The organism is Microbacterium sp. LKL04, from assembly GCF_900102005.1.
Taxonomy (GTDB): Bacteria; Actinomycetota; Actinomycetes; order Actinomycetales; family Microbacteriaceae; genus Microbacterium.
The window spans coordinates 1,269,587-1,294,021 of sequence record NZ_LT627736.1 but is presented as its reverse complement, the minus strand read 5'-3'; the positions used below and the strand labels follow the sequence as shown (position 1 = coordinate 1,294,021).

Annotated in this window: 25 protein-coding genes and 1 tRNA gene; 19 read left to right on the top strand and 7 right to left on the bottom strand. The window is 70.4% G+C overall.

Going from position 1 to position 24,435, the window contains the following annotated elements:
• Positions 1 to 33 precede the first annotated feature (33 nt).
• Both BLP38_RS06425 and BLP38_RS06420 read right to left on the bottom strand, forming a co-directional pair.
• Positions 34 to 2,706 (bottom strand): phosphoenolpyruvate carboxylase, encoded by a 2,673-nt coding sequence (locus BLP38_RS06425; protein WP_091354694.1) that lies wholly within the window; start codon positions 2,704 to 2,706, stop codon positions 34 to 36.
• Positions 2,707 to 2,778: 72 nt separating this feature from the next.
• Complete coding sequence (locus tag BLP38_RS06420; protein ID WP_091354691.1) at positions 2,779 to 4,209, bottom strand: basic amino acid/polyamine antiporter; 1,431 nt, start codon at positions 4,207 to 4,209, stop codon at positions 2,779 to 2,781.
• A 63-nt stretch (positions 4,210 to 4,272) separates the two neighbouring features.
• Here BLP38_RS06420 and BLP38_RS06415 point away from each other — a divergent pair, with 63 nt between their 5' ends.
• From BLP38_RS06415 to BLP38_RS06400, 4 genes are all read left to right on the top strand, one after another.
• Positions 4,273 to 4,923: a MazG family protein gene (locus tag BLP38_RS06415; RefSeq protein WP_091354689.1), complete on the top strand. Its 651-nt coding sequence runs from the start codon at positions 4,273 to 4,275 to the stop codon at positions 4,921 to 4,923.
• Positions 4,924 to 4,980: 57 nt separating this feature from the next.
• Positions 4,981 to 6,237, top strand: a complete 1,257-nt coding sequence (locus BLP38_RS06410; protein WP_231916597.1) for a histidine--tRNA ligase — start codon at positions 4,981 to 4,983, stop codon at positions 6,235 to 6,237.
• 31 nt (positions 6,238 to 6,268) lie between these two features.
• Positions 6,269 to 6,721 (top strand): YdeI/OmpD-associated family protein, encoded by a 453-nt coding sequence (locus BLP38_RS06405; RefSeq protein ID WP_091354683.1) that lies wholly within the window; start codon positions 6,269 to 6,271, stop codon positions 6,719 to 6,721.
• A 77-nt stretch (positions 6,722 to 6,798) separates the two neighbouring features.
• Positions 6,799 to 7,677 carry an SGNH/GDSL hydrolase family protein gene (locus BLP38_RS06400; protein ID WP_231916576.1) on the top strand — a complete coding sequence of 293 codons (879 nt, stop codon included), beginning with the start codon at positions 6,799 to 6,801 and terminating at the stop codon, positions 7,675 to 7,677.
• Here BLP38_RS06400 and BLP38_RS06395 read toward each other — a convergent pair.
• Positions 7,583 to 8,830 (bottom strand): APC family permease, encoded by a 1,248-nt coding sequence (locus BLP38_RS06395; RefSeq protein WP_091354675.1) that lies wholly within the window; start codon positions 8,828 to 8,830, stop codon positions 7,583 to 7,585. The genes BLP38_RS06400 and BLP38_RS06395 overlap by 95 nt on opposite strands.
• Before the next feature lie 62 nt (positions 8,831 to 8,892).
• Between BLP38_RS06395 and BLP38_RS06390 the strand changes: the two genes are divergently transcribed.
• The 9 genes from BLP38_RS06390 to BLP38_RS06350 all read left to right on the top strand — a co-directional run bounded on the left by BLP38_RS06390 (position 8,893) and on the right by BLP38_RS06350 (position 16,283).
• Positions 8,893 to 9,249 carry a GntR family transcriptional regulator gene (locus tag BLP38_RS06390; protein ID WP_091354672.1) on the top strand — a complete coding sequence of 119 codons (357 nt, stop codon included), beginning with the start codon at positions 8,893 to 8,895 and terminating at the stop codon, positions 9,247 to 9,249.
• The gene (locus BLP38_RS06385; protein ID WP_091354669.1) at positions 9,239 to 10,249 is read left to right on the top strand and encodes a DUF1648 domain-containing protein; all 1,011 of its coding nucleotides are present in this window, start codon (positions 9,239 to 9,241) and stop codon (positions 10,247 to 10,249) included. The genes BLP38_RS06390 and BLP38_RS06385 overlap by 11 nt, the downstream gene beginning before the upstream one ends.
• 8 nt (positions 10,250 to 10,257) lie before the next feature.
• Complete coding sequence (locus BLP38_RS06380) at positions 10,258 to 10,938, top strand: O-methyltransferase (RefSeq protein WP_091354666.1); 681 nt, start codon at positions 10,258 to 10,260, stop codon at positions 10,936 to 10,938.
• Between the two features lie 94 nt (positions 10,939 to 11,032).
• Positions 11,033 to 12,313, top strand: coding sequence for a phosphopyruvate hydratase (gene eno, locus BLP38_RS06375; protein ID WP_091354659.1), 1,281 nt, complete (start codon positions 11,033 to 11,035; stop codon positions 12,311 to 12,313).
• 42 nt (positions 12,314 to 12,355) lie between these two features.
• Positions 12,356 to 12,859: an FtsB family cell division protein gene (locus tag BLP38_RS06370; RefSeq protein ID WP_091354655.1), complete on the top strand. Its 504-nt coding sequence runs from the start codon at positions 12,356 to 12,358 to the stop codon at positions 12,857 to 12,859.
• 87 nt (positions 12,860 to 12,946) lie between these two features.
• Entirely contained in the window at positions 12,947 to 13,417 is a 471-nt protein-coding gene (locus tag BLP38_RS06365) for a DUF501 domain-containing protein (RefSeq protein WP_091354650.1), read from the top strand.
• Positions 13,414 to 14,694, top strand: a complete 1,281-nt coding sequence (locus tag BLP38_RS06360) for a S8 family serine peptidase (RefSeq protein WP_091359596.1) — start codon at positions 13,414 to 13,416, stop codon at positions 14,692 to 14,694. Before BLP38_RS06365 ends, BLP38_RS06360 begins: the two co-directional genes overlap by 4 nt.
• A gap of 32 nt (positions 14,695 to 14,726) precedes the next feature.
• Positions 14,727 to 16,121, top strand: a complete 1,395-nt coding sequence (locus tag BLP38_RS06355) for an NAD(P)/FAD-dependent oxidoreductase (RefSeq protein WP_091354646.1) — start codon at positions 14,727 to 14,729, stop codon at positions 16,119 to 16,121.
• Positions 16,122 to 16,210: 89 nt separating this feature from the next.
• Positions 16,211 to 16,283: transfer RNA gene (locus BLP38_RS06350), tRNA-Leu, on the top strand.
• A gap of 5 nt (positions 16,284 to 16,288) precedes the next feature.
• Here the strand turns inward: BLP38_RS06350 and BLP38_RS06345 are convergent.
• Positions 16,289 to 17,101 (bottom strand): hypothetical protein, encoded by an 813-nt coding sequence (locus BLP38_RS06345; RefSeq protein WP_091354643.1) that lies wholly within the window; start codon positions 17,099 to 17,101, stop codon positions 16,289 to 16,291.
• A 110-nt stretch (positions 17,102 to 17,211) separates the two neighbouring features.
• Between BLP38_RS06345 and BLP38_RS06340 the strand changes: the two genes are divergently transcribed.
• From BLP38_RS06340 to ilvA, 3 genes are read left to right on the top strand one after another with little or no spacing between them, the layout of a single operon-like run.
• Positions 17,212 to 17,778 carry a LemA family protein gene (locus tag BLP38_RS06340; RefSeq protein ID WP_091354640.1) on the top strand — a complete coding sequence of 189 codons (567 nt, stop codon included), beginning with the start codon at positions 17,212 to 17,214 and terminating at the stop codon, positions 17,776 to 17,778.
• Between the two features lie 55 nt (positions 17,779 to 17,833).
• Entirely contained in the window at positions 17,834 to 19,018 is a 1,185-nt protein-coding gene (locus BLP38_RS06335) for an AI-2E family transporter (RefSeq protein ID WP_091354637.1), read from the top strand.
• Positions 19,015 to 20,262, top strand: a complete 1,248-nt coding sequence (ilvA, locus tag BLP38_RS06330) for a threonine ammonia-lyase (RefSeq protein WP_091354634.1) — start codon at positions 19,015 to 19,017, stop codon at positions 20,260 to 20,262. Before BLP38_RS06335 ends, ilvA begins: the two co-directional genes overlap by 4 nt.
• A gap of 19 nt (positions 20,263 to 20,281) precedes the next feature.
• Here ilvA and greA read toward each other — a convergent pair whose 3' ends face one another.
• Positions 20,282 to 20,761, bottom strand: a complete 480-nt coding sequence (greA, locus tag BLP38_RS06325; RefSeq protein WP_091354631.1) for a transcription elongation factor GreA — start codon at positions 20,759 to 20,761, stop codon at positions 20,282 to 20,284.
• A gap of 71 nt (positions 20,762 to 20,832) precedes the next feature.
• Positions 20,833 to 21,237: a DUF4307 domain-containing protein gene (locus tag BLP38_RS06320; protein ID WP_091354628.1), complete on the bottom strand. Its 405-nt coding sequence runs from the start codon at positions 21,235 to 21,237 to the stop codon at positions 20,833 to 20,835.
• A 60-nt stretch (positions 21,238 to 21,297) separates the two neighbouring features.
• On the opposite strand from BLP38_RS06320, the gene BLP38_RS06315 reads away from it, so the two are divergent.
• On the top strand, positions 21,298 to 21,588 hold the full coding sequence (locus tag BLP38_RS06315; RefSeq protein ID WP_091354624.1) for a hypothetical protein: 291 nt from the start codon (positions 21,298 to 21,300) through the stop codon (positions 21,586 to 21,588).
• Here BLP38_RS06315 and trhA read toward each other — a convergent pair.
• Entirely contained in the window at positions 21,560 to 22,264 is a 705-nt protein-coding gene (gene trhA, locus BLP38_RS06310) for a PAQR family membrane homeostasis protein TrhA (RefSeq protein ID WP_091354621.1), read from the bottom strand. The two genes, BLP38_RS06315 and trhA, sit on opposite strands and share 29 nt — an antisense overlap.
• 119 nt (positions 22,265 to 22,383) lie before the next feature.
• Between trhA and BLP38_RS06305 the strand changes: the two genes are divergently transcribed.
• Together BLP38_RS06305 and BLP38_RS06300 are read left to right on the top strand one after the other, a co-directional pair.
• Positions 22,384 to 23,169: an isoprenyl transferase gene (locus BLP38_RS06305; protein ID WP_091354618.1), complete on the top strand. Its 786-nt coding sequence runs from the start codon at positions 22,384 to 22,386 to the stop codon at positions 23,167 to 23,169.
• A gap of 70 nt (positions 23,170 to 23,239) precedes the next feature.
• Positions 23,240 to 24,388 (top strand): aminotransferase class V-fold PLP-dependent enzyme, encoded by a 1,149-nt coding sequence (locus BLP38_RS06300; RefSeq protein WP_091354615.1) that lies wholly within the window; start codon positions 23,240 to 23,242, stop codon positions 24,386 to 24,388.
• Positions 24,389 to 24,435 lie beyond the last annotated feature (47 nt).

Here is a 24,435-nt window from a genome sequence, read left to right as displayed (position 1 = left end):
GTCGGAGCGGGGCGTTCGCCGCCCGGGCGGGACTCAGCCGGTGTTCTGCAGGCCGGCGGCGACGCCCGACACCGAGAGCAGCAGCAGGCGCTGCAGATCGGGGTCGACCTCGCCGGCCGAGGAGTCGCGGAGGCCGCGGAGCGCCCGCAGCTGGAGGAGCGACAGGGCGTCGACGTACGGGCTCCGCATCTTCACCGCGCGGCCGAGGACCGGACGGTTGGAGAGGAGTTCGGTCCCGCCGGTGAGCGTCACGACCCAGGCGCGCGTGAGCGCCATCTCGTCGCGGACGAGCGCCGCGAGGTCCTCGCGGTCCCCGAGTTCGAGGTAATGGCGGGCGATGCGGTCGTCGGTCTTCGCCAGGCTCATGGCGACGTTGTCGATGAGGGTGCGGAACAGCGGCCACTGCTCGTAGGCCTCGCGGAGCGCATTCTCGTCGCCCACCGCGTCGAGCGCCGTGCCCAGGCCGAACCAGCCGGCCAGGTTGATGCGCGCCTGCGTCCACGCGAACACCCACGGGATGGCGCGGAGGTCCTCGAGGGACTCGACCGACAGTCCGCGACGCGCGGGGCGGGACCCGAGCGCGAGCAGTCCGATCTCCTCCATCGGCGTGACCTGAGCGAACCACGGAGCGAACCCGGGCGCCTTGACGAGGGCGAAGAACCGCTCCCGGGATGCCGCATCCATGACGCGGGCGATGCCGGCGTACCGCTCGGCCGCCGACCGGTTCCGCTCCTCGATCGAGGGTGCCGAGGCGAGCAGCATGGCGCCCGCCACCTGATCGATGTGTCGCATCGCGATCGAGCGGTCGCCGTAGCGGGCGAAGATGACCTCGCCCTGCTCGGTCAGCTTGAATCGGCCGTCGACGGAGTGCGGCGGCTGCGCGAGGATCGCGGAGTTCGCGGGACCGCCGCCGCGCCCGAGCGCACCGCCGCGGCCGTGGAACAGCGTCAGTTCGATGCCCTGTTCGACGGCCCACGCCGAGATCTCGGCCTGGGCCTCGTAGAGCGCGAGGTTCGCGGCAACGGGCCCCACGTCCTTCGACGAGTCGGAGTACCCGAGCATGACCTCGAGCCGCCGGCCGGTCGAGGCGAGGCGCGACGCGAACTGCGGGTGCTCGACGATCTCGCCGAGGATGCCGGGGGCCGCCTGCAGGTCCGCGAACGTCTCGAACAGCGGGATGACGTCGAGCACCGGGGGAGTGCCGTCGGGGCCGACGGCGTGCCGCGCGAGCGTGTGCACGGCGGCGAGATCCTCGGCCGACCGGGTGAAGGACACGATGTAGCGGCCCGCGGCGCGCGGCCCGTAGCGCTCCTGCAGGAACGCGATCGTGCGGAACACCTCGAGGACTTCGTCGGCGAGCTCGGAGCGCCTCGAACCGCCTTCTTCGAGCTCGGCGAGCACTTTCGCGTGCACGGCGGAGTGCTGACGCACCTCGAGCTCGGCCAGGTGGAACCCGAAGGTCTCGACCTGCCAGATGAGCTGCTGCAGGTGGCCGTAGGCCTGACGCGGCGCGCCGGCGTGCACCAGCGCGTCCTGCACGATGCGCAGATCCGCGAGCAGGTGCTCGGGATCGGCGTACGCGAGGTCCGCGTTCCGGGTGCGGGTGGCGGCGATCTTGCGTGCGAGCAGCAGCAGGATGCGGCGGTACGGCTCGTTCGGCGAGCGCTTGGCGATCTCGGCCGCTGCGTCCTCGTCGGCATCCTTCAGCTTCTGCCAGAGGGCGAGCGCGGCGGACGTCGGCGGGGTGGTCGTGGCGTCCAGGGTCAGCGTCCGGCCCACACGGCCCGCGGTCCGCTCGAGGCCGAGGAGGACGTGCTCGCTCGCGATGCCGGCGGCTTTGCGGGTCGTCTTCGCCGTCACGAACGGGTTGCCGTCGCGGTCGCCGCCGACCCAGGAGCCGATGCGGACGAAGGGTTTCACGAGCGGCGGGCGGGCACCGGCATCCTCACCCTGCAGCGCGTCGTCGACGCGGCGGTACACATGCGGGATGGCGGTGTAGAGGGTCTCGTCGAAGACGCCCATGACCGAGCGCACCTCGTCGGTCGGCGAGGGCTTCTCAGCGCGCAGCGGCGCGGTCCGCCACAGGGTGTCGACCTCTTCGAGCATGCGGCGCTCCGCGCGACGACGGTCGGCGCTCTCGGCGTCGGTCGCGTCGCGGTCGGCGAGCAGCTCGGCGAGGCGTCGGATGCTGGAGGACACCGCTCGGCGTCGTGCCTCGGTCGGGTGCGCCGTGAAGACGGGGTGGAACCGGAGGCCCTGAAGGCGCTCGCGGGCGGCGTCCTCACCGATCTCGGATGCCAGGCTCCGGTAGGCCGCGGTGATCGAGTCGCTCGCGTTCTTCTCGTTCCCGCGGCCGCCGCGCTCGCGGAGGATGCGGACACGCTGGTGCTCCTCGGCGAGGTTCACGAGGTGGAAGTAGCACGTGAACGCCCGGGCGACCTCCTCGGCGCGTGCGAGCGTGTAGGACTCGGCGATCGCGGCAGCGCGGGCGAACGCCTCAGGATCGTCGTCGGTGTAGGCCTGGATCGTGGCGATCCGGAGGCGCTCGACGTCCTCGAACAGGCCCGGGGAACCGCTCTCGCGGAGTACTCGGCCCAGGAGCGAGCCGAGAACGCGCACGTCGGCGCGCATCTGTTCCGGGATGTTCTGCTCCGCCTCGTACCGTCCGACGAGGTCGATCGCTTCGGTGTTCGTGAGTTCGTGCACCGTCTCACGCTAGCGGGGGTTCTCGAGGCTTCCTGACACGATGACGGTGCACGGCGCCGCTCCGCGGCCGGATCAGATCGAGATCGCGCCGACGGCGATGAGGATGACGGCGATCACCGCTCCGGCAGCGGCCACGGCGAACAGTCCGGCCTCGACGGGCGTGAACACTCGGGCCCTCTGCTCGCGTCGGCCGATCACGTAGAGGATCGTGCCCGGCACGATGATCACCAGGCACAGCAGCAGGTAGGTGAGCCCCGCAGCCCAGAGCAGGTAGGCCGTGTAGATGGTCGCTGCGGCGGAGATGATCAGTTCGCCGGTGCGGCGCGACGCGCCGTCCTGGATCGCGAGCTTCAGCCCGTAGGCCGCTGAGAGGAAGAACGGGATGAGGACGAGCGCGCTCGTGAGCTCGAGGGCGGCGTCGAACGCGTTCTGCGCGAACAGGACGACGACGAGCATGACTTGCGCCAGCACGGTAGAGAGGGTCAGCGCACCGATGGGCGTGTCGTTCTCGTTGGTGCGGCGCAGGAACGCGGGGAGGTCGCCGGCCTGCGCCGCGGACAGAAGGACCTCCGCGGCCATGAGCGTCCACGCGAGGTACGCGCCGAGGACGGCCACGATGAGGGCCACCGCCACGAACACGGCGCCCCAGCCGCCCACGGCCTGCTCGAGCACGCCGCCCATCGAGGGCTGTCGGAGCGTCGCGAGCTCGGCGCGGGGGAGAACGCCGTAGGACACGATCGTCACGGAGGCGAAGACGGCGAGCACACTCACGAATCCGAGGACGGTCGCCCGTCCGACGTCACTGCGACGGCGGGCGTGACGGGAGTTGACGCTTGCTCCCTCGATGCCGATGAAGACGAAGACCGTGACGAGCATCGTCGCGCGGATCTGCTCGCCGAGACCGGTCATGTCGCCGCCGCCCCAGTTCGCCGCGAAGACGGCGGGGTCGAACACCGTCAGGCAGAGCACCACGAAGACGACGATCGGCAGGACCTTCGCGACCGTCACGATGCGGTTGAGCGAGGCCGCCTGCCGCACGCCGCGGCGGATGAGCAGGAAGAACAGCCAGATCCCGACCGACGAGACGGCCACCGCGAGAAGCGTGTTGCCCTCACCCAGTTCGGGGAAGACGCCGCCGAGGGTGGAGGTGATGAACACCCAGTAGAAGACGTTGCCGACGCACGCACTCGCCCAGTAGCCGAACGCCGCGAAGAAGCCGAGGTAGTTGCCGAAGCCCGCTTTCGCGTAGCTGAAGATCCCCGCATCGAGATCGGGGCGGCGGAGGGCGAGCCGGTGGAAGACGAGCGCGAGCATCAGCATCCCGCCGCCCGCGATCGCCCACGAGATGAGCGCGCCCGCGACACCGGTCGATTCGGCGAAGGTCGAGGGCAGCGAGAACACGCCGGCGCCGATCATCGATCCCACGACGAAGGTCGACAGCGTGAACATCGAGACACGGGTCCCGCCGGCCGCGGGCGTCGCCGTCGAGACAGGGGAGGTCATCGAACCAGGGTACGTCGGCCGTCCCGGATGCCGCGGTCCGGCATCCCTCGTATCGTTGCGGTCATGTCGCAGCCCCTTCCCTCGTCGAGCGACGCTCTTCGTCGCGCCGCCGAGACGATGCACGCCGTCCGCGACCGGTGCGTCTGGACGCAGCGGATCGACCACGACGACCTCGTGCCGTACCTGCAGGAGGAGGCGGCCGAGCTCGTCGACGCCGTCGAGACCGGTACACGCGCAGACCTGAAGGAGGAACTCGGCGACCTGCTGTGGCAGGTGCTCTTCCACGCCGAGATCGCGTCGCGGGACGATCAGGACCCCTTCGACATCGACGACGTCGCCGATGCGCTCGCCGAGAAGATGATCCGCCGGCATCCGCACGTGTTCGGCGACGCGGTCGCCACGACGCCCGAGGAGGTCCTCGTCCACTGGAACGCGGCGAAGGCGGCTGAGAAGCGGACGCGCACGAGCGTGCTCGACGGGGTCTCGACGCACATGCCCTCCCTTGCGCTCGCGCAGAAGATGCTCGGTAAGGCGTCGCAGGTGGGGGTGACGGGGTCGCCGGCACCGGCGGACCCCGCGGACGAGTCCGAGCTCGGCGACGCGCTCCTCGCCCTCGTCGCCCGTGCCCGTTCGGAGGGATGGGACGCCGAGCGCGCCCTGCGGCAGCGACTGCGCGCGCTCGCCGACGAGGTGCGCGCGACCGAGTCCTCCTGAGCGCACGGCGCGGTCTGGAAGAATGGGGCCGTGCCCTCCGTGAACCCGCCGCGCGGTATGCGCGACTTCCTCCCCGCCGACAAGGCCCGCCGCGAGCGCGTCCTCGCCGTCATCCGTGACCGCTACCGCGCCCACGGCTTCGACGAGATCGAGACGCCCGTCGTCGAGGACTACGAGCGGCTGCACGCGGGGATCGGCGGCGACAACGAGAAGCTCGCCTTCAACGTCCTCCGTCGCGGTCTCGACGCCGACGCGATCCGGGACGCCGCGGACGACCCGGCGGCGCTGTCCGACCTCGGTCTGCGCTACGACCTGACGGTGCCGCTCGCGCGGTTCTACGCGACCAACCGCGCTCAGCTCCCGTCCGTGTTCCGCGCGATCCAGATCGCGCCGGTGTGGCGTGCGGAGCGCCCCCAGAAGGGCCGATACCGCCAGTTCGTGCAGTGCGACATCGACATCATCGGCGACGCGACGCCGCGCGCCGAGGTGGAGCTCCTGACCGCGAGTCTCGACGTCCTCGACGCGCTCGGCCTCGAGGGCGGCACGATCCGGATCAACGACCGTCGGGCGCTCGACGCGATGCTCGCGGTCTTCGGCTTCGCCGACGCCGACCGCGCGGGCGTCCTCATCACGATCGACAAGCTCGACAAGGTCGGTCCCGCAGGCGTCGTCGCCGAACTCCGCGACCGGGGAGCCGACGAGGCCGCCGTCGCCGCGCTGGAGGCGTTCCTGACCCGCCCGCAGACCCGCGAGTACCTGCCGTTCGGCGAGGCGCAGATCCGCAAGGCGCTGCCCGCCGGGGTCCCTGATGACGTGGTCGCGCACCTGGTCGGGATCGGCGAGGCGGTCGCCGCCGCGCGCGGCGAGACCGACGTGCCGCTGCGGTTCGATCCCTTCCTCGTGCGCGGCATGGGCTACTACACCGGCACGATCTACGAGCTCGCCCACCCGTCGGTGTCGTACTCGCTCGGCGGCGGCGGTCGCTACGACGGCATGATCGGCCGGTTCCTCGGGCAGGACGTCCCCGCCGTCGGGTTCTCGATCGGCTTCGAGCGCATCGTCGACCTCGTGGGGACGGCGGAGGATGCGGCATCCGCTGCCGTCGTCCTCATCGCCGACCGCGACGTCCCGCTCGCGGAACTGGCGACCCACAAGGCATTCTTCGTCTCGCAGGGTGCCCGTGTGCGCCTCGAGCAGCGCACGAAGAACCTCAAGGGTCTGCTGGAGCGCTCCGCAGCCGACGGGTACACGTCGTTCGCGACCGTGTCGGCCGGCGCGGAATCGTCCTCGCTCCAGACGCGTCCCCTCGGGTGACACGGCAGGGTCCCGCTGCTAGCGTGCGGCCATGACCCTCCACGTCCGAACGGTGCTGCCGAAGAACGGGCCCGCCACCGCGATCGAACTGACCGACGAGCAGGTCGAGGACCTCGGCGGCGGCAAACGCGCCGCAGTCGTCGTCACGATCGACGGGCGTACCGCGCGCCTGCGTCTGGGCGTCATGGGCGGACGCACCCTCATCGGCCTGTCGAAGGCCGCACGCGCCGAGCTCGGCGTCGAAATCGGTGACGAGGTCGACGCGCAGATCGACCTCGACGGCGAGGAGCGTGCCATCGAGGTCCCGGAAGACCTGGGACGCGCCCTGGATGCCGAGCCGCAGGTCCGCGCCGCCTTCGACGCCCTCGCGCCGTCGAGGCGCAAGGAGATGGTGCGCTCCGTCGTCGAGGCCAAGAAGGCGGAGACCCGCGAGAAGCGGATCGCGTCGGCCGTCGATTCGCTGCGCTCGCCCGGGAGCGTCTGAGGGCTCCTCCGTGACGCGTCGCCCGCCCGATACCGGCGCGTCGGATGCCGTTCACCCTCCCGGTGTGCGCTGTCCGCGTGGCACGTACGACGCGGACCCCCCTAGGACTCACCCTGCTCGCCACGGGCGGCGCCGTGGCCGGAGCACTGGCCGTCGGCATCCGTGTCGGGCTCTCGCGCCAAGCAGCGCTCGCGCGGCGACGGATCGGCAAGCCCCTCGGTGAGACTCCGCCCGTGGCCGATCGCGTCTGGCGGTCCGGACTCGGCGGCGAGCCCGTCGACCTGCTGATGCTGGGGGACTCGATCGCCGCGGGACTCGGCGCCCAGCACCGCAAGGAGACCCTCGGCGGCCGGCTCGCGAAGGCGCTCGCGGGGGAGCTCGACCGACCGGTGCGGCTCATGACGGGGGCTGTGGTCGGCGCCGAATCGTCCGATCTGGCGGGTCAGCTCGCCGCGCTGCCGAAGGACTACCGCGCCGACGTCGCGGTGATCATCGTCGGGGGCAACGACGTCACCCACCGCGTTCCGGTCTCCGTGGCGACTGCCCACCTCACGGACGCGGTCCGGCGGCTGCGAGAGATGGGCACCGCCGTCGTCGTGGGGACGTGCCCCGACCTCGGAGCGCTCCGTGCCGTGCCCCAGCCTCTGCGGAGCATCGGCTCGCGTGCCTCGCAGCAGCTCGCCGAGGCGCAGTCCGAGCACGCGCGTTCCGCGGGCGCGGACATCGTGTCGCTGCGCCGGGCCGTTGGACCGTTCTTCCGCATCGATCCCGACGGCATGTTCAGTCTCGACCGATTCCACCCCAGCGCGCTCGGGTACCGGCGGACGGCGGAGGCGCTCCTCCCCGTGGTGAGGGATGCGTTCAGGCGCGCTGACGCCGAAGCCGCAGCATCCGATACCCCACTCCCGCCAGGAGCACCCCGACCCCGACGGGAACAGCCGGCCACGGCAGCGTGACGACGAGCGCGGCGCACCCGGCCGCCCCGACGATCTGCAGGACGCGCGGATAGCGTCGGGCGTCGCCTGTCTGTCGGAAGGCGGCGATGTTGGCGACGAGGTAGTAGAGCAGGACGCCGAAGGACGAGAACCCGATCGCGCCGCGGACGTCCCCCAGGGCGACGATGACGACGACCACCGCGATGACGGCGATCTCCGCATTCCGCGGCACCCGCCACCGCGCATCCACCGTCGCCAGGATTCGCGGGAGGTCGCCCTCCCGAGCCATCGCGAACGAGGTGCGCCCGACCCCGGCTATCAGGGCCAGGAGGGCACCGAGGGATGCCGCCGCCGCACCGATCCGCACGGCCGGGGCAGCGGCATCCCACCCTGCGGCCCGGACGACGTCGACCAGCGGCGCGGAGGACGCCGCGAGCGCGTCGGGCCCCAGGACGCCCAGCGCGACGACGCCGATGAGGGCGTAGACCAGCAGGGCGCCCGAGAAGGCGAGGACGATCGCGCGCGGGATGGTGCGTTCGGGGTCGCGGACCTCCTCACCGAGGGTCGCGATGCGCGCGTACCCCGCGAAGGCGAAGAACAGGATGCCGCCCGCCTGCAGGATTCCGAGAGGTCCCGCTTCGAGGGGGCCGGCGCTCCACCCGCCAGCGGACGGCGCCGCGGAGAACCCCGCCACGGCGACGAGCGCCAGGATCACGAGCACGACCGTGACGAGGATGCGCGCCACCTGGGCGGTGCGGGTGATCCCGAACAGGTTCACGGCGCCGAGGGCGAGGGCGGCGAGCGCCGCGAGGGGGCGTTCCCATCCGTGCGGTGCGACGTAGGCGGCGAAGGTGAGGGCCATCGCGGCGCAGCTCGCTGTCTTGCCGATGACGAAGCCCCAGCCAGCGAGGAATCCCCACCACGGACCGAGCTCCGCGCGACCGTACGCGTAGACCCCTCCCGACGTGGGGTGCACGGCGGCGAGCTGTGCTGTCGAGGTCGCGTTTCCGAAGGCGACGACCGCCGCGATCCCGAGCCCGATGAGGAGCCCGCTGCCGGCTGCCTGCGCCGCGGGGCCGAACGCGGCGAACACCCCCGCACCGATCATGGCTCCGAGACCGATGACGACGGCGTCGCCGACACCGAGGCGACGGGACAGGCCGGGGGAGGACACGGCGCGAGAGTACCGGACGCGAGCAAACGTTCTGATAGTTATAGTTGCGCTATAATTAACGCATGCTGATCCGCGTCGACCCGCAGAGCACGGTGCCGTTGTTCGCGCAGATCGCCGACGCGCTCCGCGCCGATATCACCGGGGGTCGCCTCGCCGCCGGCGAGCGTCTGCCCGCCGCCCGGGACGTGGCCGAGGCGCTGCAGGTGAACCTCCACACCGTGCTGCACGCCTACCAGGACCTCCGCGACGAGGGTCTCGTCGACCTCCGCCGCGGTCGCGGGGCGGTCGTCACCCCCGCCGGTGCGGCGCTCGCCGGCCTTCAGGCCGAGATCGTCGCGCTGGTCGACAAGGCGCGGTCCCTGAACGTCTCGCCCGACACCCTGTCCGCCCTCGTCAAGGAGGCTGCCCGTGACCGCTGACACCCTGAACATCGCCCGCCGCCGGTTCACCCTCGTCGCCCTCATTGTTCCCGCCGTCGCGACGGTCGTCGCGACGGCGGCGCAACTGCTGTTCGTGGCGCGCGTCCCCTCGACGGTCGCGACCCACTGGGGGTGGAGTGGCGCGCCGGACGGTTTCGCTCCCGACTGGACCGTCCCCCTCGCCACGGTGCTCATCGGGATCGGGATGCCCGTCGTCCTGTTCGCCGCCAGCATCGGAGGACTCCGCCGCGGCGACCACGGCGCGGCCTATCGCCTGCTGGGCGCAGTCGCCACGGGTGTCGCCGTCCTGGTCGGTGCGCTCGGCACGGCGACCCTCGGCATCCAGATCGATCGGACGGACCCCGCCGTGACGCTCCCGGTCCTCCTCATCCCGACCGTGATCCTCGCCGCTGTCGCCGCGGGCCTCATCGGGTGGGCGGTCCAGCCCCACGTGCCGTGGCGACCGACTTCGGCGGGCGCGGCGATCGACGTGCCGGTCCGGGCGGGGGAGCGGGTCGTCTGGCTGCAGGGCGTCACGCTCGCACGGGCGGGCGCCGTCATCCTGTGGATCGCCTTCGGGATCGGATGCCTCGCGGTCCTGCCCGTGCTCTTCCTCGGAGACCTCGTCTCGGCGGTCATCGCGGGAATCGTGGTCGTCGTCCTGTTCGTGGTCGTCGCCACGACGCTCCGCTTCCACGTGCGCGTCGACCCGGAGGGACTGACCGCCGTCTCGGCGGCGGGGTGGCCCCGGGTCCACGTCCCGAGCGCCGACATCGTCTCGGCCGAGGTCGTAGAGGTCTCACCCATGGGTGAGTTCGGCGGCTGGGGCATCCGCTGGGCGTCCGGCGGACGTCAGGGAGTCGTCCTCCGCACTGGTGAAGGCGTGCTCGTCCGCCGGCGCGACGGACGCACGCTGACCGTCACCGTCGACGACGCGGCCACCGCTGCCGGGCTCCTCACCGCCTACGCGGCGTTGACGCCCGGGCGCGGGACCGATTGAGTGGCGGCATGGTCCATCCCGCGCCCCTCGATCCCGTGCCCGACCGATGGAACGGCGTCGACGCCTACCTGACCGAGACGCTCGTCGCCCAGGACGACGCGCTCATCGCGACGATCGCGTCACTCGCGGCGGAGGGGATGCCGGAGATCGAGGTGGCGCCGCTGTCGGGCAAATTTCTGCACCTGCTGGCGCGACTCGCGGGTGCCCGGCGCGTCCTCGAGATCGGCACGCTCGGCGCCTACTCGACGATCTGGCTCGCCCGCGCCCTCCCCGAGGACGGACGCGTCGTGACGATCGAGGCGGAGCCCCGCAACGCCGCCGTCGCCCGCCGGAACCTCGAGCGCGCCGGCGTCGCGGGCCGCGTCGACGTGCGGGAGGGGCGCGCCGCGGACGTCCTCCCGACCTTGGTGGGATCCGCGCCGTTCGACCTCGTCTTCATCGACGCTGACAAGGAGTCCAACGTCCTCTACCTCGACTGGGCGGCGAGGCTCGGGCGCTCCGGCGCCGTGGTCGTCGTCGACAACGTCGTGCGATCCGGGCATGTCGTGGAGACGGATGCCGGGTCCCAGGTCGACGGCGTCCGCGCCGGGCTCGAGATGCTCCGCGATGATCCGCGGTTCGAGGCGACGGCGCTCCAGACCCTCGACCGCAAAGGCTGGGACGGCCTCGCGATCGCGCTCCTCGTGTGACACCCGGTCCTGTGCGGCATCCCTCGCCTCACTAGACTCGATGGCGGACCGACGACGCTCCCGTTCCATCCTCCACAAGCAAGGAGAAACCCCCGTGGCATTGATCGAGGCAGTAGGCGCACGCGAGATCCTGGACTCGCGCGGCAACCCGACCGTCGAGGTGGAGGTTCTGCTCGACGACGGCATCGTCCAGCGCGCAGCCGTCCCCTCCGGCGCGTCCACCGGCGCCTTCGAGGCGTACGAACTCCGCGACGGCGACAAGAGCCGCTACGGCGGCAAGGGCGTCCTGAAGGCCGTGAACGCCGTCATCGACGAGCTCGGCCCCGAAATCGAAGGCATCGACGCCAGCGAGCAGCGCATCATCGACGAGGTCCTCATCGCGACCGACGGGACCGAGAACAAGTCGCGCACCGGCGCGAACGCCATCCTCGGTGTCTCGCTCGCCGTCGCCAAGGCCGCCGCCGACAGCGCCGATCTGCCGCTGTACCGCTACCTCGGCGGACCCAACGCGCGCGTCCTGCCCGTGCCGCTGTTCAACGTCATCAACGGCGGCGAGCACGCGGACAACGGCATCGACATGCAGGAGTTCTTCCTCGCGCCCATCGGCGCCGAGACCTTCTCCGAGTCGCTGCGCTGGGGCGCGGAGGTCTACCAGGTCCTCAAGAAGGAACTGCAGGCCGCCGGCTACGCCACGGGCCTGGGCGACGAGGGCGGCTTCGCCCCCGACCTCCCCAGCAACCGCGAGGGCCTCGACTTCCTCGTCAAGGCGATCGAGAAGGCCGGCTTCACCCCCGGGCGCGAGATCGCCCTCGGCCTCGACGTCGCCGCCACCGAGTTCTTCTCCGACGGCGTCTACCGCCTCGAGAACAAGGACTGGTCCGCCGAGCAGCTCGTCGACTACTACGCCGACCTCGTCGACTCGTTCCCGATCGTCACGATCGAGGACGCGCTGGCCGAGGACGACTGGGAGAACTGGACCGCTCTGACCGAGCGCCTCGGCAGCAAGGTGCAGCTGGTCGGCGACGACCTGTTCGTCACCAACCCGCAGCGTCTCGCCGATGGCATCAAGCGCGGGGCCGCGAACTCGCTCCTCGTCAAGGTGAACCAGATCGGCACGCTGAGCGAGACGCTCGACGCCATCGACGTCGCGCACCGCGCGGGGTACACCACGATGCTCTCGCACCGCTCCGGCGAGACCGAGGACACCACCATCGCCGACCTCGCCGTCGCGGTGAACTCGGGTCAGATCAAGTCGGGCGCGCCCGCTCGGAGCGAGCGCGTCGCGAAGTACAATCAGCTTCTGCGCATCGAGGAAGACCTGGGCGAGGCAGCGGAGTTCATCGGCGCCGCCGCGTTCCCGCGCTTCACCGCCTGACCCGCGAGCGCACCGCACCGACATCCACGAGAAGGGGGAGCCATGGACAGACCATCGGCTCCCCCTTCCCGCGTCTCCCGGTCCCGACGCGGCCGGGGTGATGGGGCGTCGGAGCGCCGCGTAAACGTCCGCGACTGGGTCGGCGGCATCCGGATGTCGGGGTTCATGGGCATCATGCTCGGACTCATGGTCCTGGCCTCTCTGGTCCTCGTCCCGACGATCGGGACGTACGTCGATCAGCGTCAGCAGATCGCGGCGCTGCAGCACGACGTGAAGGCGACGCAGGACGAGATCGCCGAGCTGACCGCGGAGCGCGAGCGCTGGCGGGACGAGTCCTACATCGTCGCCCAGGCGCGCGAGCGTCTGTACTACCGGCGTCCGGGCGAGGTGGTCTACCTCGTCGCCGACGACCGGCCCGCCGACGTCATCGAACCCGAGCAGCGCCCGGTGAGCGGAAGCGTCCAGGAGACGCAGCGCGACTGGATGACGCAGTTCCTCCGGTCCGTCACCGAAGCAGGCCTCGCCAAGACCGTCGCGCCTGGCTGACACCCAGCCCCGACGTGCGTCGCCGGGTACCCTTGAGCGGTGCCCCATCCGACACTCTCGCCCGCGTCCGCTGCTGACCACGAGACCATGCGCGAGCAGCTCGGTCGGCCGATGCGAGGCGTCATCGGAATCGCGGCCCGGTGCGCCTGCGGCAATCCGACGGTCGTGGCCACCGAGCCGCGGCTGCCCGACGGCACGCCGTTCCCGACGTTCTACTACCTCACTCATCCGGGTGCGACCGCAGCCATGTCGGCGCTGGAAGCCACCCAGGTCATGCGCGAGATGAACGACGAGCTGGCTGAGGACGACGAGCTCGCCGCCGCATACTCCGCTGCGCACACCGCGTACCTCGCCGACCGAGAGGTCCACGGCACGGTTCCGGAGATCTCCGGAGTGTCCGCCGGCGGGATGCCGACCCGCGTGAAGTGCCTGCACGCCCTCGCCGCGCACGCTCTTGCGGCGGGTCCGGGGGTGAATCCCATCGGCGACATCGCTCTCGCCCGGGGATCGTGGTCGCCGGAGCGCTGCACATGCGCGACACCGAGGACGACCGGATGAGGGCAGTCCGCGCCGTCCTGGCCACCATGCTCGTCGCCGTCACGGCTGCGCTCACGGCCGCTGCGCCCGCGCCCACGCCCACGGCCGCCGTCGACCCTGTCCGCAACATGGAGTACTGGCTCACGGAGTACGGGATCTCCGACGCCTGGAAGACGACCAAGGGCGCGGGGACGACGATCGCGGTCATCGACACCGGCATCGCGAGCGGCCCGAAGGAACTGGACGGAGCCGTCGTCGGCGGCGCGGACTTCTCGGGCGTCGGCAAGGCCGACGGTCGCACCCCGGTGGGTGAAGAGGATCGCAATCACGGCAGCTGGGTCGCGTCCCTGGCCGCAGCCCGCGGAACCGGGGACGACAAGGGCATGATCGGGGTCGCGCCCGAGGCCGACCTCCTCTCGCTGTCGATCGGGTTCGGTGAAGATGCGAGCGTCCCGTTCGTCGATCAGGTCGCCGAGGCGATCCGGTGGGCGGTCGACCACGGCGCGGATGTCATCAACCTCTCCTTCACGACCAACACCCTTGACTGGGACCGGTCGTGGGACGCCGCGTTCCTGTACGCCGCCGACCACGACGTCGTCGTCGTCGTCGCTGCCGGCAACCGCCAGAGCGGAACGGAGGAGGTGGGTGCCCCCGCCACGATCCCGGGAGTCCTCACCGTGGGCGGCGTGGACAAGGAGGGTCGCGCCAGCAGCACGGCATCGACCCAGGGCATCACGATCGGGGTCTCTGCCCCCAGTGAGGAGCTGCTGGGCGTCTCGCCGAACGGCGACCTCGTCATCTGGGACGGCACGAGCGGCGCCGCGCCCATCGTCGCGGGTGTCGCTGCCCTCGTCCGATCCGCCCACCCCGATCTCGACGCGGCCAATGTGATCAACCGCATCGTCCGCACCGCGACGCCGTCCGACCGCGAGAAGAAGGTGCCGAACGCGCTGTACGGGTATGGACTGATCAACGCGGCGAAGGCGGTCGCGGCGCCGGTATCGGCGGTGTCCGTCAACCCGATGGGCGACCTCCGCGAGTGGATCCGGCTGTATCGCCGCGCCGAATCGACGCCGGCCGCCAGTCCCACCCCTACACCCTTCAGTGTCGCGCCGCTGCCCGAGGCCGAGCCTCCCCGTGCGGTCGTCTCACCGCTTCTCCCCAGCAATGAATCACTGCGCTACGGTACGGTGCCGCTGATCGCGCTCAGCCTGGGGACTATACTGGTCGTGCTCGGGGTCACCGCTGCTGCCCGGCGCATCCGATCGGCGCGCACCCCGCGACCGCCGAGCCGTTGAATCAAGGAGTTCTTCCGACTGTGACTACCACTGTGCCCAAGATCCTGGTCGTCGGAGGCGGCTACGCCGGTTTCTACACGGCGTGGAAGCTCGAGAAGCACCTCCGCAAGGGCGAGGCCGAGGTCACCATCGTCGACCCGCTTCCGTACATGACGTACCAGCCCTTCCTCCCCGAGGTCGCGGCCGGTGAGATCGAGCCCCGCCACGTCGTGGTTGGTCTCCGTCGTCACCTGAAGCGCACCCGTGTCGTGATCGCCAAGGTCACCGGGATCGACCATGCGAACAAGACCGCCACCATCACTCCCGAGCTCGGTGAGCCGTGGCAGGAGCAGTACGACCAGATCGTCGTCACCGCAGGTGCCGTCTCGCGGACCTTCCCGATCCCTGGCATCGCGGAGAACGCGATCGGGCTCAAGACGATCGAAGAGGCCGTCGCCATCCGCGACCGCATCCTCACCAACTTCGACCGCGCCGCCAGCCTCCCGCCGGGGCCGGAGCGCGATCGCCTGCTGACGGTCGTCGTCGTGGGGGGCGGCTTCGCGGGCATCGAGGTCTTCGCCGAGACCCGTGCCTTCGCCAGCGCACTGCTGAAGGACTACCCGAACATCACGTTCGAGGAGACCCACTTCCACCTCATCGAGGCCATGGGCCGCATCATGCCCGAGGTGTCGCTGAAGACCAGCGAGTGGGTGCTCAAGGACCTCGCCAAGCGCGGCGCGAACGTGCACCTCGACACGCAGGTGAAGGGCGCCGTCGACGGCAACGTCGAGCTGTCGACCGGTCAGGTCATCCCGACCGACCTCATCATCTGGACCGCCGGTGTCATGGCGAACCCGACCGTCGTCCGCGGCGGCGACCTCCCCGTCGAGGAGCGCGGTCGCCTGCGCGCCCGTGCCGACCTCCGCGTCGGAACCCCCGAGGAGTTCGTCGAGGGCGCCTGGACCGCCGGTGACGTCGCGGCCGTCCCCGACCTCTCGGGCGGCGGCGTGGGCGGGTTCTGCGTGCCCAACGCCCAGCATGCCGTGCGTCAGGGCAAACTGCTCGCGAAGAACGTCGTGGCGGTGCTCCGCGGTGAGGAGCCCAAGGAGTACTTCCACAAGAACCTCGGGGCCGTCGCCGGTCTCGGCCTGTACAACGGCGTCTTCCAGTCCGGCAAGATCGCCCTCAAGGGGTTCGTCGCCTGGATCGCGCACCGCGGCTACCACGGCCTCGCGATGCCGACCTTCGAGCGCAAGTTCCGGGTCGTCGGCGACTGGTGGCAGAACTTCTGGCTCGGCCGCGACAACGTCTCGACCGAGACCCTCCAGAACCCCCGCCAGGTCTTCGAGGAGTTCGCCGCGCGCCCGCGGCCGGCCGCTCCGGAGAACCCCGCGATCGACCCGAAGACGGTCGCCGCGGAGAAGACCGGCAAGGTCGCCGCGAGCTGACGTCACCGCATCGAGCGACCCCCGCGACGGCACCCGCCGAACCGGGGGTCGCTCTGCGTGACCGCTGGGTCGGGATACCCTGGCCGCGGGCCCCCATAGCCCAATGGCAGAGGCAGGCGACTTAAAATCGCTTCAGTCTGGGTTCGAGTCCCAGTGGGGGTACGGTCTCATCCGGCGAGGATGCTGGGCGGATCGGCATCCCGCCACCGCTCGATCGTCTGCGTCGTCCAGAACACGGCGAATGCCGTCAGGGCGACGGTCTCGCCGATGAGCACTCCACCGTCCTCGGGGCGGACGATCGCCGCGACGACGGTCAGCACCAGGGCGATCACGATGACGAGGGCGACGGTCAGGTAGATGAGGCGGTATCGCCTTTCCGTCCGGTCCGCAGAACCGAACGCGGTGATCAGGGGGATCGCCGCGAACATCGCGAAGAAGCACACCGTTGCGACGAGGTGGAGATTCACGCGCCCCGCGAACGGGAACGACTCCGACACCCCCGGTGCGAAGGCGAGTACCGCGAGCGCCGTGGACACCGCGCCCGCGATACCCCCGACGATCGCGACCCGCCGCCAGGCCACCTCGCCCCGCGTCGCGAGGATCACGGCGAGCACGAGGAGGGCGGCGACCATCACGAGGTAGACGCCGACGCCGTTGCGAACGGTCGGCAGCACGTCCGCCGGGACGAACGGCTGGCCGCGGTAGCCGGTGGGGATGATCGCGATGAGTGGCGCGAACACGGCGGCGACATCGAGCATGATCGACTCCGTGTCGCGACCGGACAGCGCCAGCAAGGCGACGGAGGCAGCCGTGAGCCCGCCGACGAACACGCCCCTGGCGGGGGAGTAGAAGTAGTCGCTGATGGACGGCAAGAGGACCCAGCCGTCCTGCGCGAGCTGGATGAGGACGGATGCCGCGATCGCCACCGCGACGGCGACCAGAGCGAGCCGAAGAGAGCGATGCGTGCGCAGACCCGTCACACAGCGACCCTACAAGTGCCGCCCCGTGTGGAACGTCTGAGAAGAGGCATCCTCCATCCGCACGGCGCCACCCGCGTCGTTAGGATGAGGAGGCTATCGATCGGAGATTCATGGAATACCTCATCCCGGTCCTCGTGGTCCTCGCCCTCCTCGTCATCGTCGGCGTCTACCTCTGGGCCACCTACAACTCCCTCGTCGCCCTCGCGGTGCGCGTGGATGAGGCGTGGAGCGACATCACCGTCCAGCTCAAGCGTCGTGCCGACCTCCTGCCGAACCTCATCGAGACGGTGAAGGGCTACGCGGCTCATGAGAAGGCGGTCTTCGAGAACGTCACGCATGCGCGCGCGGAGACGCTCACCGCGACGACGCCCGCTGATGCGGGGGTTGCCGAAGGGCACATGCAGCAGGCGCTGAAGTCGCTGTTCGCCGTGGCCGAGGCCTACCCCCAGCTCCAGGCGAGCCAGAACTTCCTGCAGCTGCAGCAGGCCGTCGTCGACACCGAGGACAAGATCCAGGCCTCGCGACGCTTCTACAACGGCGGCGTGCGGGAGCTGAACACGAAGATCAAAGTGTTCCCCAACAACCTCTTCGCCCGGCGACTCGGCTTCGGGGAACGCGAGTTCTTCGAGGTCGTGGACGGCGCGGCGATCGCCGAACCGCCACGGATCCAGTTCTGACGTGCGCCGAGCGGGGCGGGCGTTCCCTCGAGGCGCCGAGTCCTAGGATGGGCCAGTGAGCGGTACCGACGACAAGCCCCGAGGCGGGTTCTTCGACTCCCTGCGTGCTCGGACGGTGTCCACGGACGTGTCGGGCACGGTTCCGCGCGGTCTGAAGATCGCGACCGCGTACGCCTGGCGGTTCCTCGTCCTGGCGGCGGCGATCGCCGTCGTCGTATGGATCGTCATCCAGCTCCGGCTCCTGATCATCCCGTTGCTGGCCGCCATCCTCGTGACGGCTCTCGTCTGGCCGCTCTTCTCCCTCCTGCTGCGACGCCTGCCGCGCTGGCTGTCGCTCATCATCACCCTGCTTCTCACCGTCTCCGTCATCGCGGGACTCCTCTGGGTGGCGATCTGGCAGATCACACGCGACGCGGCATCCGTTCGGGACCGCACCGTCGCCGGTATCGGTCAGTTCCGGGACTTCCTCATCGAGGGCCCGCTGCATCTGACGGGCGGCCAGATCGACGACGCCGTCCGGCAGGGGTTCGGCATAGTCCAGGAACAGGCGCAACTGCTGTGGTCGGGGGCACTCGCGATCGGGTCGACGCTGGGGCACGTGGCCACCGGCATCCTGCTGACGCTCTTCATCCTCATATGCGTCCTCGCCGACGGTGCGGGGATATGGCGCTGGGTGGTGCGCCTGTTCCCGACCCGCGCCCGTTCCGCTGTGGACGGTGCGGGGCGGGCTGGATGGCGGACGGTCATCACCTACGCGCGTACGCAGCTGCTCGTCGCTACGATCGACGCCATCGGAATCGGGGTCGGCGCGGCCCTCCTCGGCGTTCCGCTGGCGGCACCCATCGGCGTGCTGGTGTTCCTCGGCGCCTTCGTCCCCTTCGTGGGAGCCGTCCTGACGGGCGCTCTCGCCGTCTTCCTCGCGCTCGTCTACAACGGCCCGTGGATCGCCCTCTGGATGCTCGTGATCGTCCTGGGCGTCCAGCAGGTCGAGGGACACATCCTCCAGCCACTCCTCATGGGCGCCGCGGTGAAGGTGCACCCGCTCGCCGTCGTCCTCGCCGTCGCGGGCGGCGCCATGGTCGCAGGTATCGCGGGCGCCGTCTTCGCCGTCCCCCTCGCGGCGTTCGTGAACGTCGTCTGGCTGTATCTGTCCCGACGCGGGTGGGAACGTCCGGTGGATCCCGGGCCGGACGACCTCATCTGGAGCACCGTGCCGCGAGCAAGAAGGACGACCGCGTGAGCGAACAGACGAAGATCATCGCCCCGACCCTGGCCGAGTTCGAGACGGCCGCCGCGGAGCTCGCGGGCGTCGTGTCCCGGACGCCCGTCGAGGATTCCGAGTTCCTGTCCGGCGTTCTCGGAGCGCCGGTCCACCTGAAACTCGAGAACCTGCAGCGCACGGGGTCGTTCAAGATCCGGGGAGCGACGTATCGCCTCTCACGGTTGACGGACGAGGAGCGTTCGCGCGGCGTGGTGGCGGCGTCGGCGGGGAATCACGCGCAGGGAGTCGCTCTCGGCGCCCAGACGCTCGGCATTCCGGCGACGATCTTCATGCCGCTCGGTGTTCCCGTCCCCAAGCTCCTCGCCACGCGCGGGTACGGCGCAGACGTGATCCTCGAGGGGGCGACCGTCGAGACGCCGCTGCGCCTCGCCCAGGAGTTCGCCGAGCGCACGGGAGCGGTCTTCATCCCGCCGTACGACAACCACGACATCATCATCGGGCAGGGCACGCTCGGTCTCGAGCTGATGGACGAGATCCCGGGGCTCGAGACGGTCGTCGTGGGAATCGGCGGGGGAGGCCTCGCTGCAGGCGTGGCCGCCGCCGTCAAGGCCCGCGCCGCAGCGGAGGGTCGCACGATCCGCGTGATCGGTGTGCAGGCTGAGAACTCCGCCGGCTACCCCGGCTCCCTGGTCGCAGGAAAGCCGCTCGACGCCGAGCACGTCTCGCCCACGATCGCCGACGGCATCGCCGTCAAACGGCCGGGGACGATCCCGTTCGACATCATCCGAGACCTCGTGGACGAGGTCGTGACCGTGAGCGACGACGACATCGCACGCGCGATCCTCGTCCTCATCGAACGCGCGAAGCAGGTCGTCGAGCCCGCCGGTGCCGTCGGCGTCGCCGCGATCCTCACGGGCAAGATCAGCGCGTCCGGCCCTACGGCCGCGATCCTGTCCGGCGGGAACATCGATCCGCTGCTGCTGCAACGCGTCGTCGCGCACGGGCTCGCGGCATCCGGTCGCTACATGACCATCCAGGTGCCGCTGCCCGACCGTCCGGGGCAGCTGGCCCGCGTGTCGGAGCTCCTGTCCGTCGTCGGCGCGAACGTCATCGAGGTCCTGCACACACGACACGGTCAGGGACTGCAGATCAGCGAGGTGATCCTGCAGCTGAGCGTCGAAACCCGAGGCGAGGAGCACCGGGCGCAGGTCCTGGCGATCCTGCAGGACGCCGGCTACGCTCCGACGGTCGTCCCGAACTGAGCGTGCCGGCGCCGGCGTGTCACTGACCCGAGTAGGTCTCGACCTTGACGATCTCGACCGAGATCTCCTTGCCGTTCGGCGCGGTGTAGCTCGTCTTCTCGCCCTCGCGCAGGCCCATGATGGCCTCGCCGAGGGGGGATGCCTCGCTGTAGACGTCCAATTCGCTGTTGGCGCCGATCTCGCGGTTGCCGAGGAGGAAGACCTCTTCACCGCCGGCGACGATCGCCGTGACGACCGTGCCTGACAGGACCGTGCCGTCGGACTCCGGTGCGACGCCGACCTTCGCGTCCTTCAGCAGCTGCTGGAGGGTGCGGATGCGCGCCTCCTGCTTGCCCTGCTCGTCCTTCGCCGCGTGGTAGCCGCCGTTCTCTTTGAGGTCGCCCTCTTCGCGCGCGGCTTCGATGCGCTTGGCGATCTCCTCACGGCCCGCCGTCGAGAGCTGCTCGAGCTCGGCGGCGAGGCGGTCGTAGGCCTCCTGGGTCAGGAACGTCTCGGACACGTGATCTCCCGGTGCGGTCGATGGGTAAGCCAAACGCCCCGGCAAGTCACCGGGGCGCGAGAACCCTCAGCTTAGAGGATCCAGCAGGAGCGGACAAAACCCGTCGTCGCCTCTGCGGTGGTCGGGATGCGTTCGGTGAGGGTGCGCGTGTGATCGGTCGAGGGAGCGAGCTCCACGACCTTGAAGCCGACGATCCCGTGATCGGGATCCTGCGCCTCGAGCGCGCACGCGACCTCTGTGTCGGGTCGGATAGACACCTGGAACCGGACCTCGACGGAGTGCTCGTCCACGACGTCGAATCCGGTCGCGTCGGCGTCCACCGAGTTGATCGCGTTCGAGACGGTCGACCACCCCAGCAGCCCGGTGGCGGCGACGGCGACGACACCGACGATCACCCAGGTCAGGCGCCGGGATGCGGACGACCGGGTGCGTCCGTACCGCTCCGCGAGCTTGCGGTCGAGGTCGGTCGGGGTCATGCGGCATCCGTTCTAGGCTGGAATCCCAGGCTATTCGCTCTGGCTGAGGAATGAGGTCACATGCCGGATCTGCGATGGCTCGCCGCCACCCCGTCGCCCACCCCCACCGGTCCGCCGGCCGAGGCGGTGACGCCCGGCGTCGCGGGGTTCATCGCGATCGCGCTCGTCGCCGTCGTGATCGTGCTCCTCGCAATCGACATGCTCCGTCGCATCCGACGCGCGCAGTACCGCTCGGACGTCAACGAGATGCTCGACGCCGAGGAGGCCGCCGCGCGGGAGGGCGACGTTCCCGACGGGAACGACGAGAGCGGCTCGGGCGAGATCAGGCCGGAAGGCCCAACGAAGGGCTGAGCGGCTCGAGCGAGATCAGCAGACACGCGGCCCAGTGGCAGAGGAACGCCAGGACCGTGCAGACGTGGAAGATCTCGTGGAATCCGAAGTGCCCCGGCCACGGGTTGGGGCGCTTGAGGGCGTAGACGATCGCTCCGCCCGTGTACAGCAGACCCCCGACGATCACGAGCACCATCATCGCGACGCTCGCCCGAAGCAGGTCGCCGAGGTACATGACGGCCGCCCAACCGAGGAGCAGATACAGGGCGACGTACAGCCATCGCGGAGCGCCGATCCAGAAGACCCGGAAGAGGATGCCGAGCAGGGCACCGGACCAGACCAGGATGAGCAGCAGCGTGCCCTGCGGGGGCGACAGGGCGAGCGTGGCGATCGGTGTGTAGGTGCCGGCGATAAGCAGCAGGATGTTCGCGTGGTCGATCCGCTTGAGGACGATCTTGGTCCGCGGGCCCCAATCGAAGCGGTGATACAGCGCCGAGTTGCCGAACAGCAGCAGCGACGTCGCCATGAACACGGCAGCCGCCCATTTGGCGGGAGCACCCTGCGCCAGGGTGATCAGCACGATCCCGGCGGCGATCGCGACAGGGAAGGTCCCGGCATGGATCCACCCGCGCCAGGTCGGTCGGATCTCGACCTGGGTGTCGACCGCCGCCGCTTCGAGGAGGGGCAGCTGAGGCATCTCGGCCCCGTCGTCGGAAAGGTGTCGGGTCACAGGGCTGAGCCTACGCGCGCCGTCATACCCACCGCTGAATACGCGGCCATCCCGTCCTGGCGGTGCGGTCGGAGTAGCGTATCCCTGTGACCCGCGCATCCTCGACCCAAGGCCGAGGGCTCCTCTACCGCCTGTACAGCTCGAGGCTGCGGCGGGAGATCGAGGCGGGGACGGTCCCACACCATGTGGCGATGATGATCGACGGCAACCGACGATGGGCGAGGCAGCTCGGTTTCACGACGGTCTCGCACGGTCACCGCGCCGGCGCCGCGAAGATGCACGAATTCCTGCGGTGGTGCGACGAGCTCGGCATCCAGGTCGTGTCGCTGTATCTGCTCTCCACTGACAACCTCGTCAAGCGCGACTCGCAGGAGCTGACCGATCTCATCGAGATCATCGCCGACCTCGCCGAGACCCTCTCGCACGAGCCCGGCTGGCGGGTGAAGCACGTGGGCCGCGCCGAGATCCTGCCGCCCGACCTCGCCGCGGGCCTTCGGACCGCCGAGGAGCGAACACGCGAGAACACGGGACTGCACGTCAACCTCGCGGTCGGCTATGGCGGCAGGGGCGAGATCGTCGATGCCGTCCGAAGCATCATCGCGAAGCACAACGAGAAGGGCGGGTCGCTCACCGAACTCGCCGAGAGCCTCACACCCGAGCAGATCGGCGAGCACCTGTACACCGGCGGTCAGCCGGATCCGGATCTCGTGATCCGCACGTCGGGGGAGCAGCGTCTGAGCGATTTCCTGCTGTGGCAGTCGGCGCACAGCGAGTTCTACTTCGTCGAGGCTCTCGGTCCCGACCTCCGAGAGGTGGACTTCCTCCGCGCGATCCGCGATTTCGGCGACCGGGACCGGCGCTTCGGGAGCTGATTCCCCGAGGCGCTGATTCCGTGAGGCGTTGCGGAGGTCGCACCAGCGGCATCCGTGGGAAAATCTGTCGGTGAGTGATCTGCAGTCCTATCTGGCCGGCTTCGAGGTCGAGACGGGCTACCTCAACTGGGCCTCGTTCGGCCCGCTGTCCGTCGCGGTCCGTGAAGAGGCACGTGCCGACGAGGAGCTCTCGGCGTCGGGACGGCCGTCCGGCATCGACCTCGTCGCGTCGCATGTCGACGAGGCTCGCGCGCTCGTGGCGTCGATGCTGGGCGCGGATGCCGACGAGGTCGCCCTCGCACCCTCGACGACCGACGCGATGTTCCACGCGCTGTTCGGGCTGTCGGGAACCGTCCTCCTCTCCCCGAACGAGTACCCGACGATCCCGGTCGCGGCGCGCCGCGCCGCGGAGCTCCGAGATGTGCTGAGCGTGCGCGAGCTCGATCGAACGATCACGCGTGTGACTCCCGACGCCGTCCGCGCCGCCCTCACCGACGAGGTGACGGCCGTCGCGGTCAGCCTCGTTGACTACCGGACCGGGTACGTCGCCGACCTGCCGGCCCTCCGCGAGGTCGTCGGCGATCGACTGCTGATCGTCGACGCCATCCAGGGCTTCGGCGTCGTCGACACCGACTGGGCGGCGGCGGACGTCGTCGCCGGGCACGGGTACAAGTGGATCCGCGCGGGCCGGGGCACCGGGTTCGCCCGATTCTCGGCCCGCGCCCGCGAACGCATCACTCCCGTCCTGGCCGGAGTCGCCGGCACTGCGGCCGAGCTCGGCGACCTCGAGGTGGGAGAACCCCGCGACGGTGCCGCCGCCTACGCGATCTCCCGCCCCGACCCTCAGGCGGCGGGACGATTGAGCGCCGCGCTCCGGGAGGTGACGGATGCCGGGGTGCCGGCCATCGCCGCGCTCGTCGCCGAGAAGGCTCGCCGCGTGATGGAGATCGCCGACAGCCACGGCATCCCGGTGCTGACCGATCGCGATCGCCACGCGGGGATCGTCGCCCTGACTCCGGAGCCGGAACGCACGGGCGCCATCGCTGCGGAACTGGTCAACGCCGGGATCACCGCGACCGTCCGCGGCGGGATCGTCCGGATCTCGCCGCACGCGGGGACATCGGACGATGCGTTCGGGCTGCTGGATGCCGCGCTGGCGGCGTCACGCGTCGGCCCCGTCGTGACGCCTCCCTCTGTTCCGCTTCCACTCGAGCCCTGACATGGAGAGTTCACGCGTCGGACACATCCGGCGGCGTGTCGCGACCG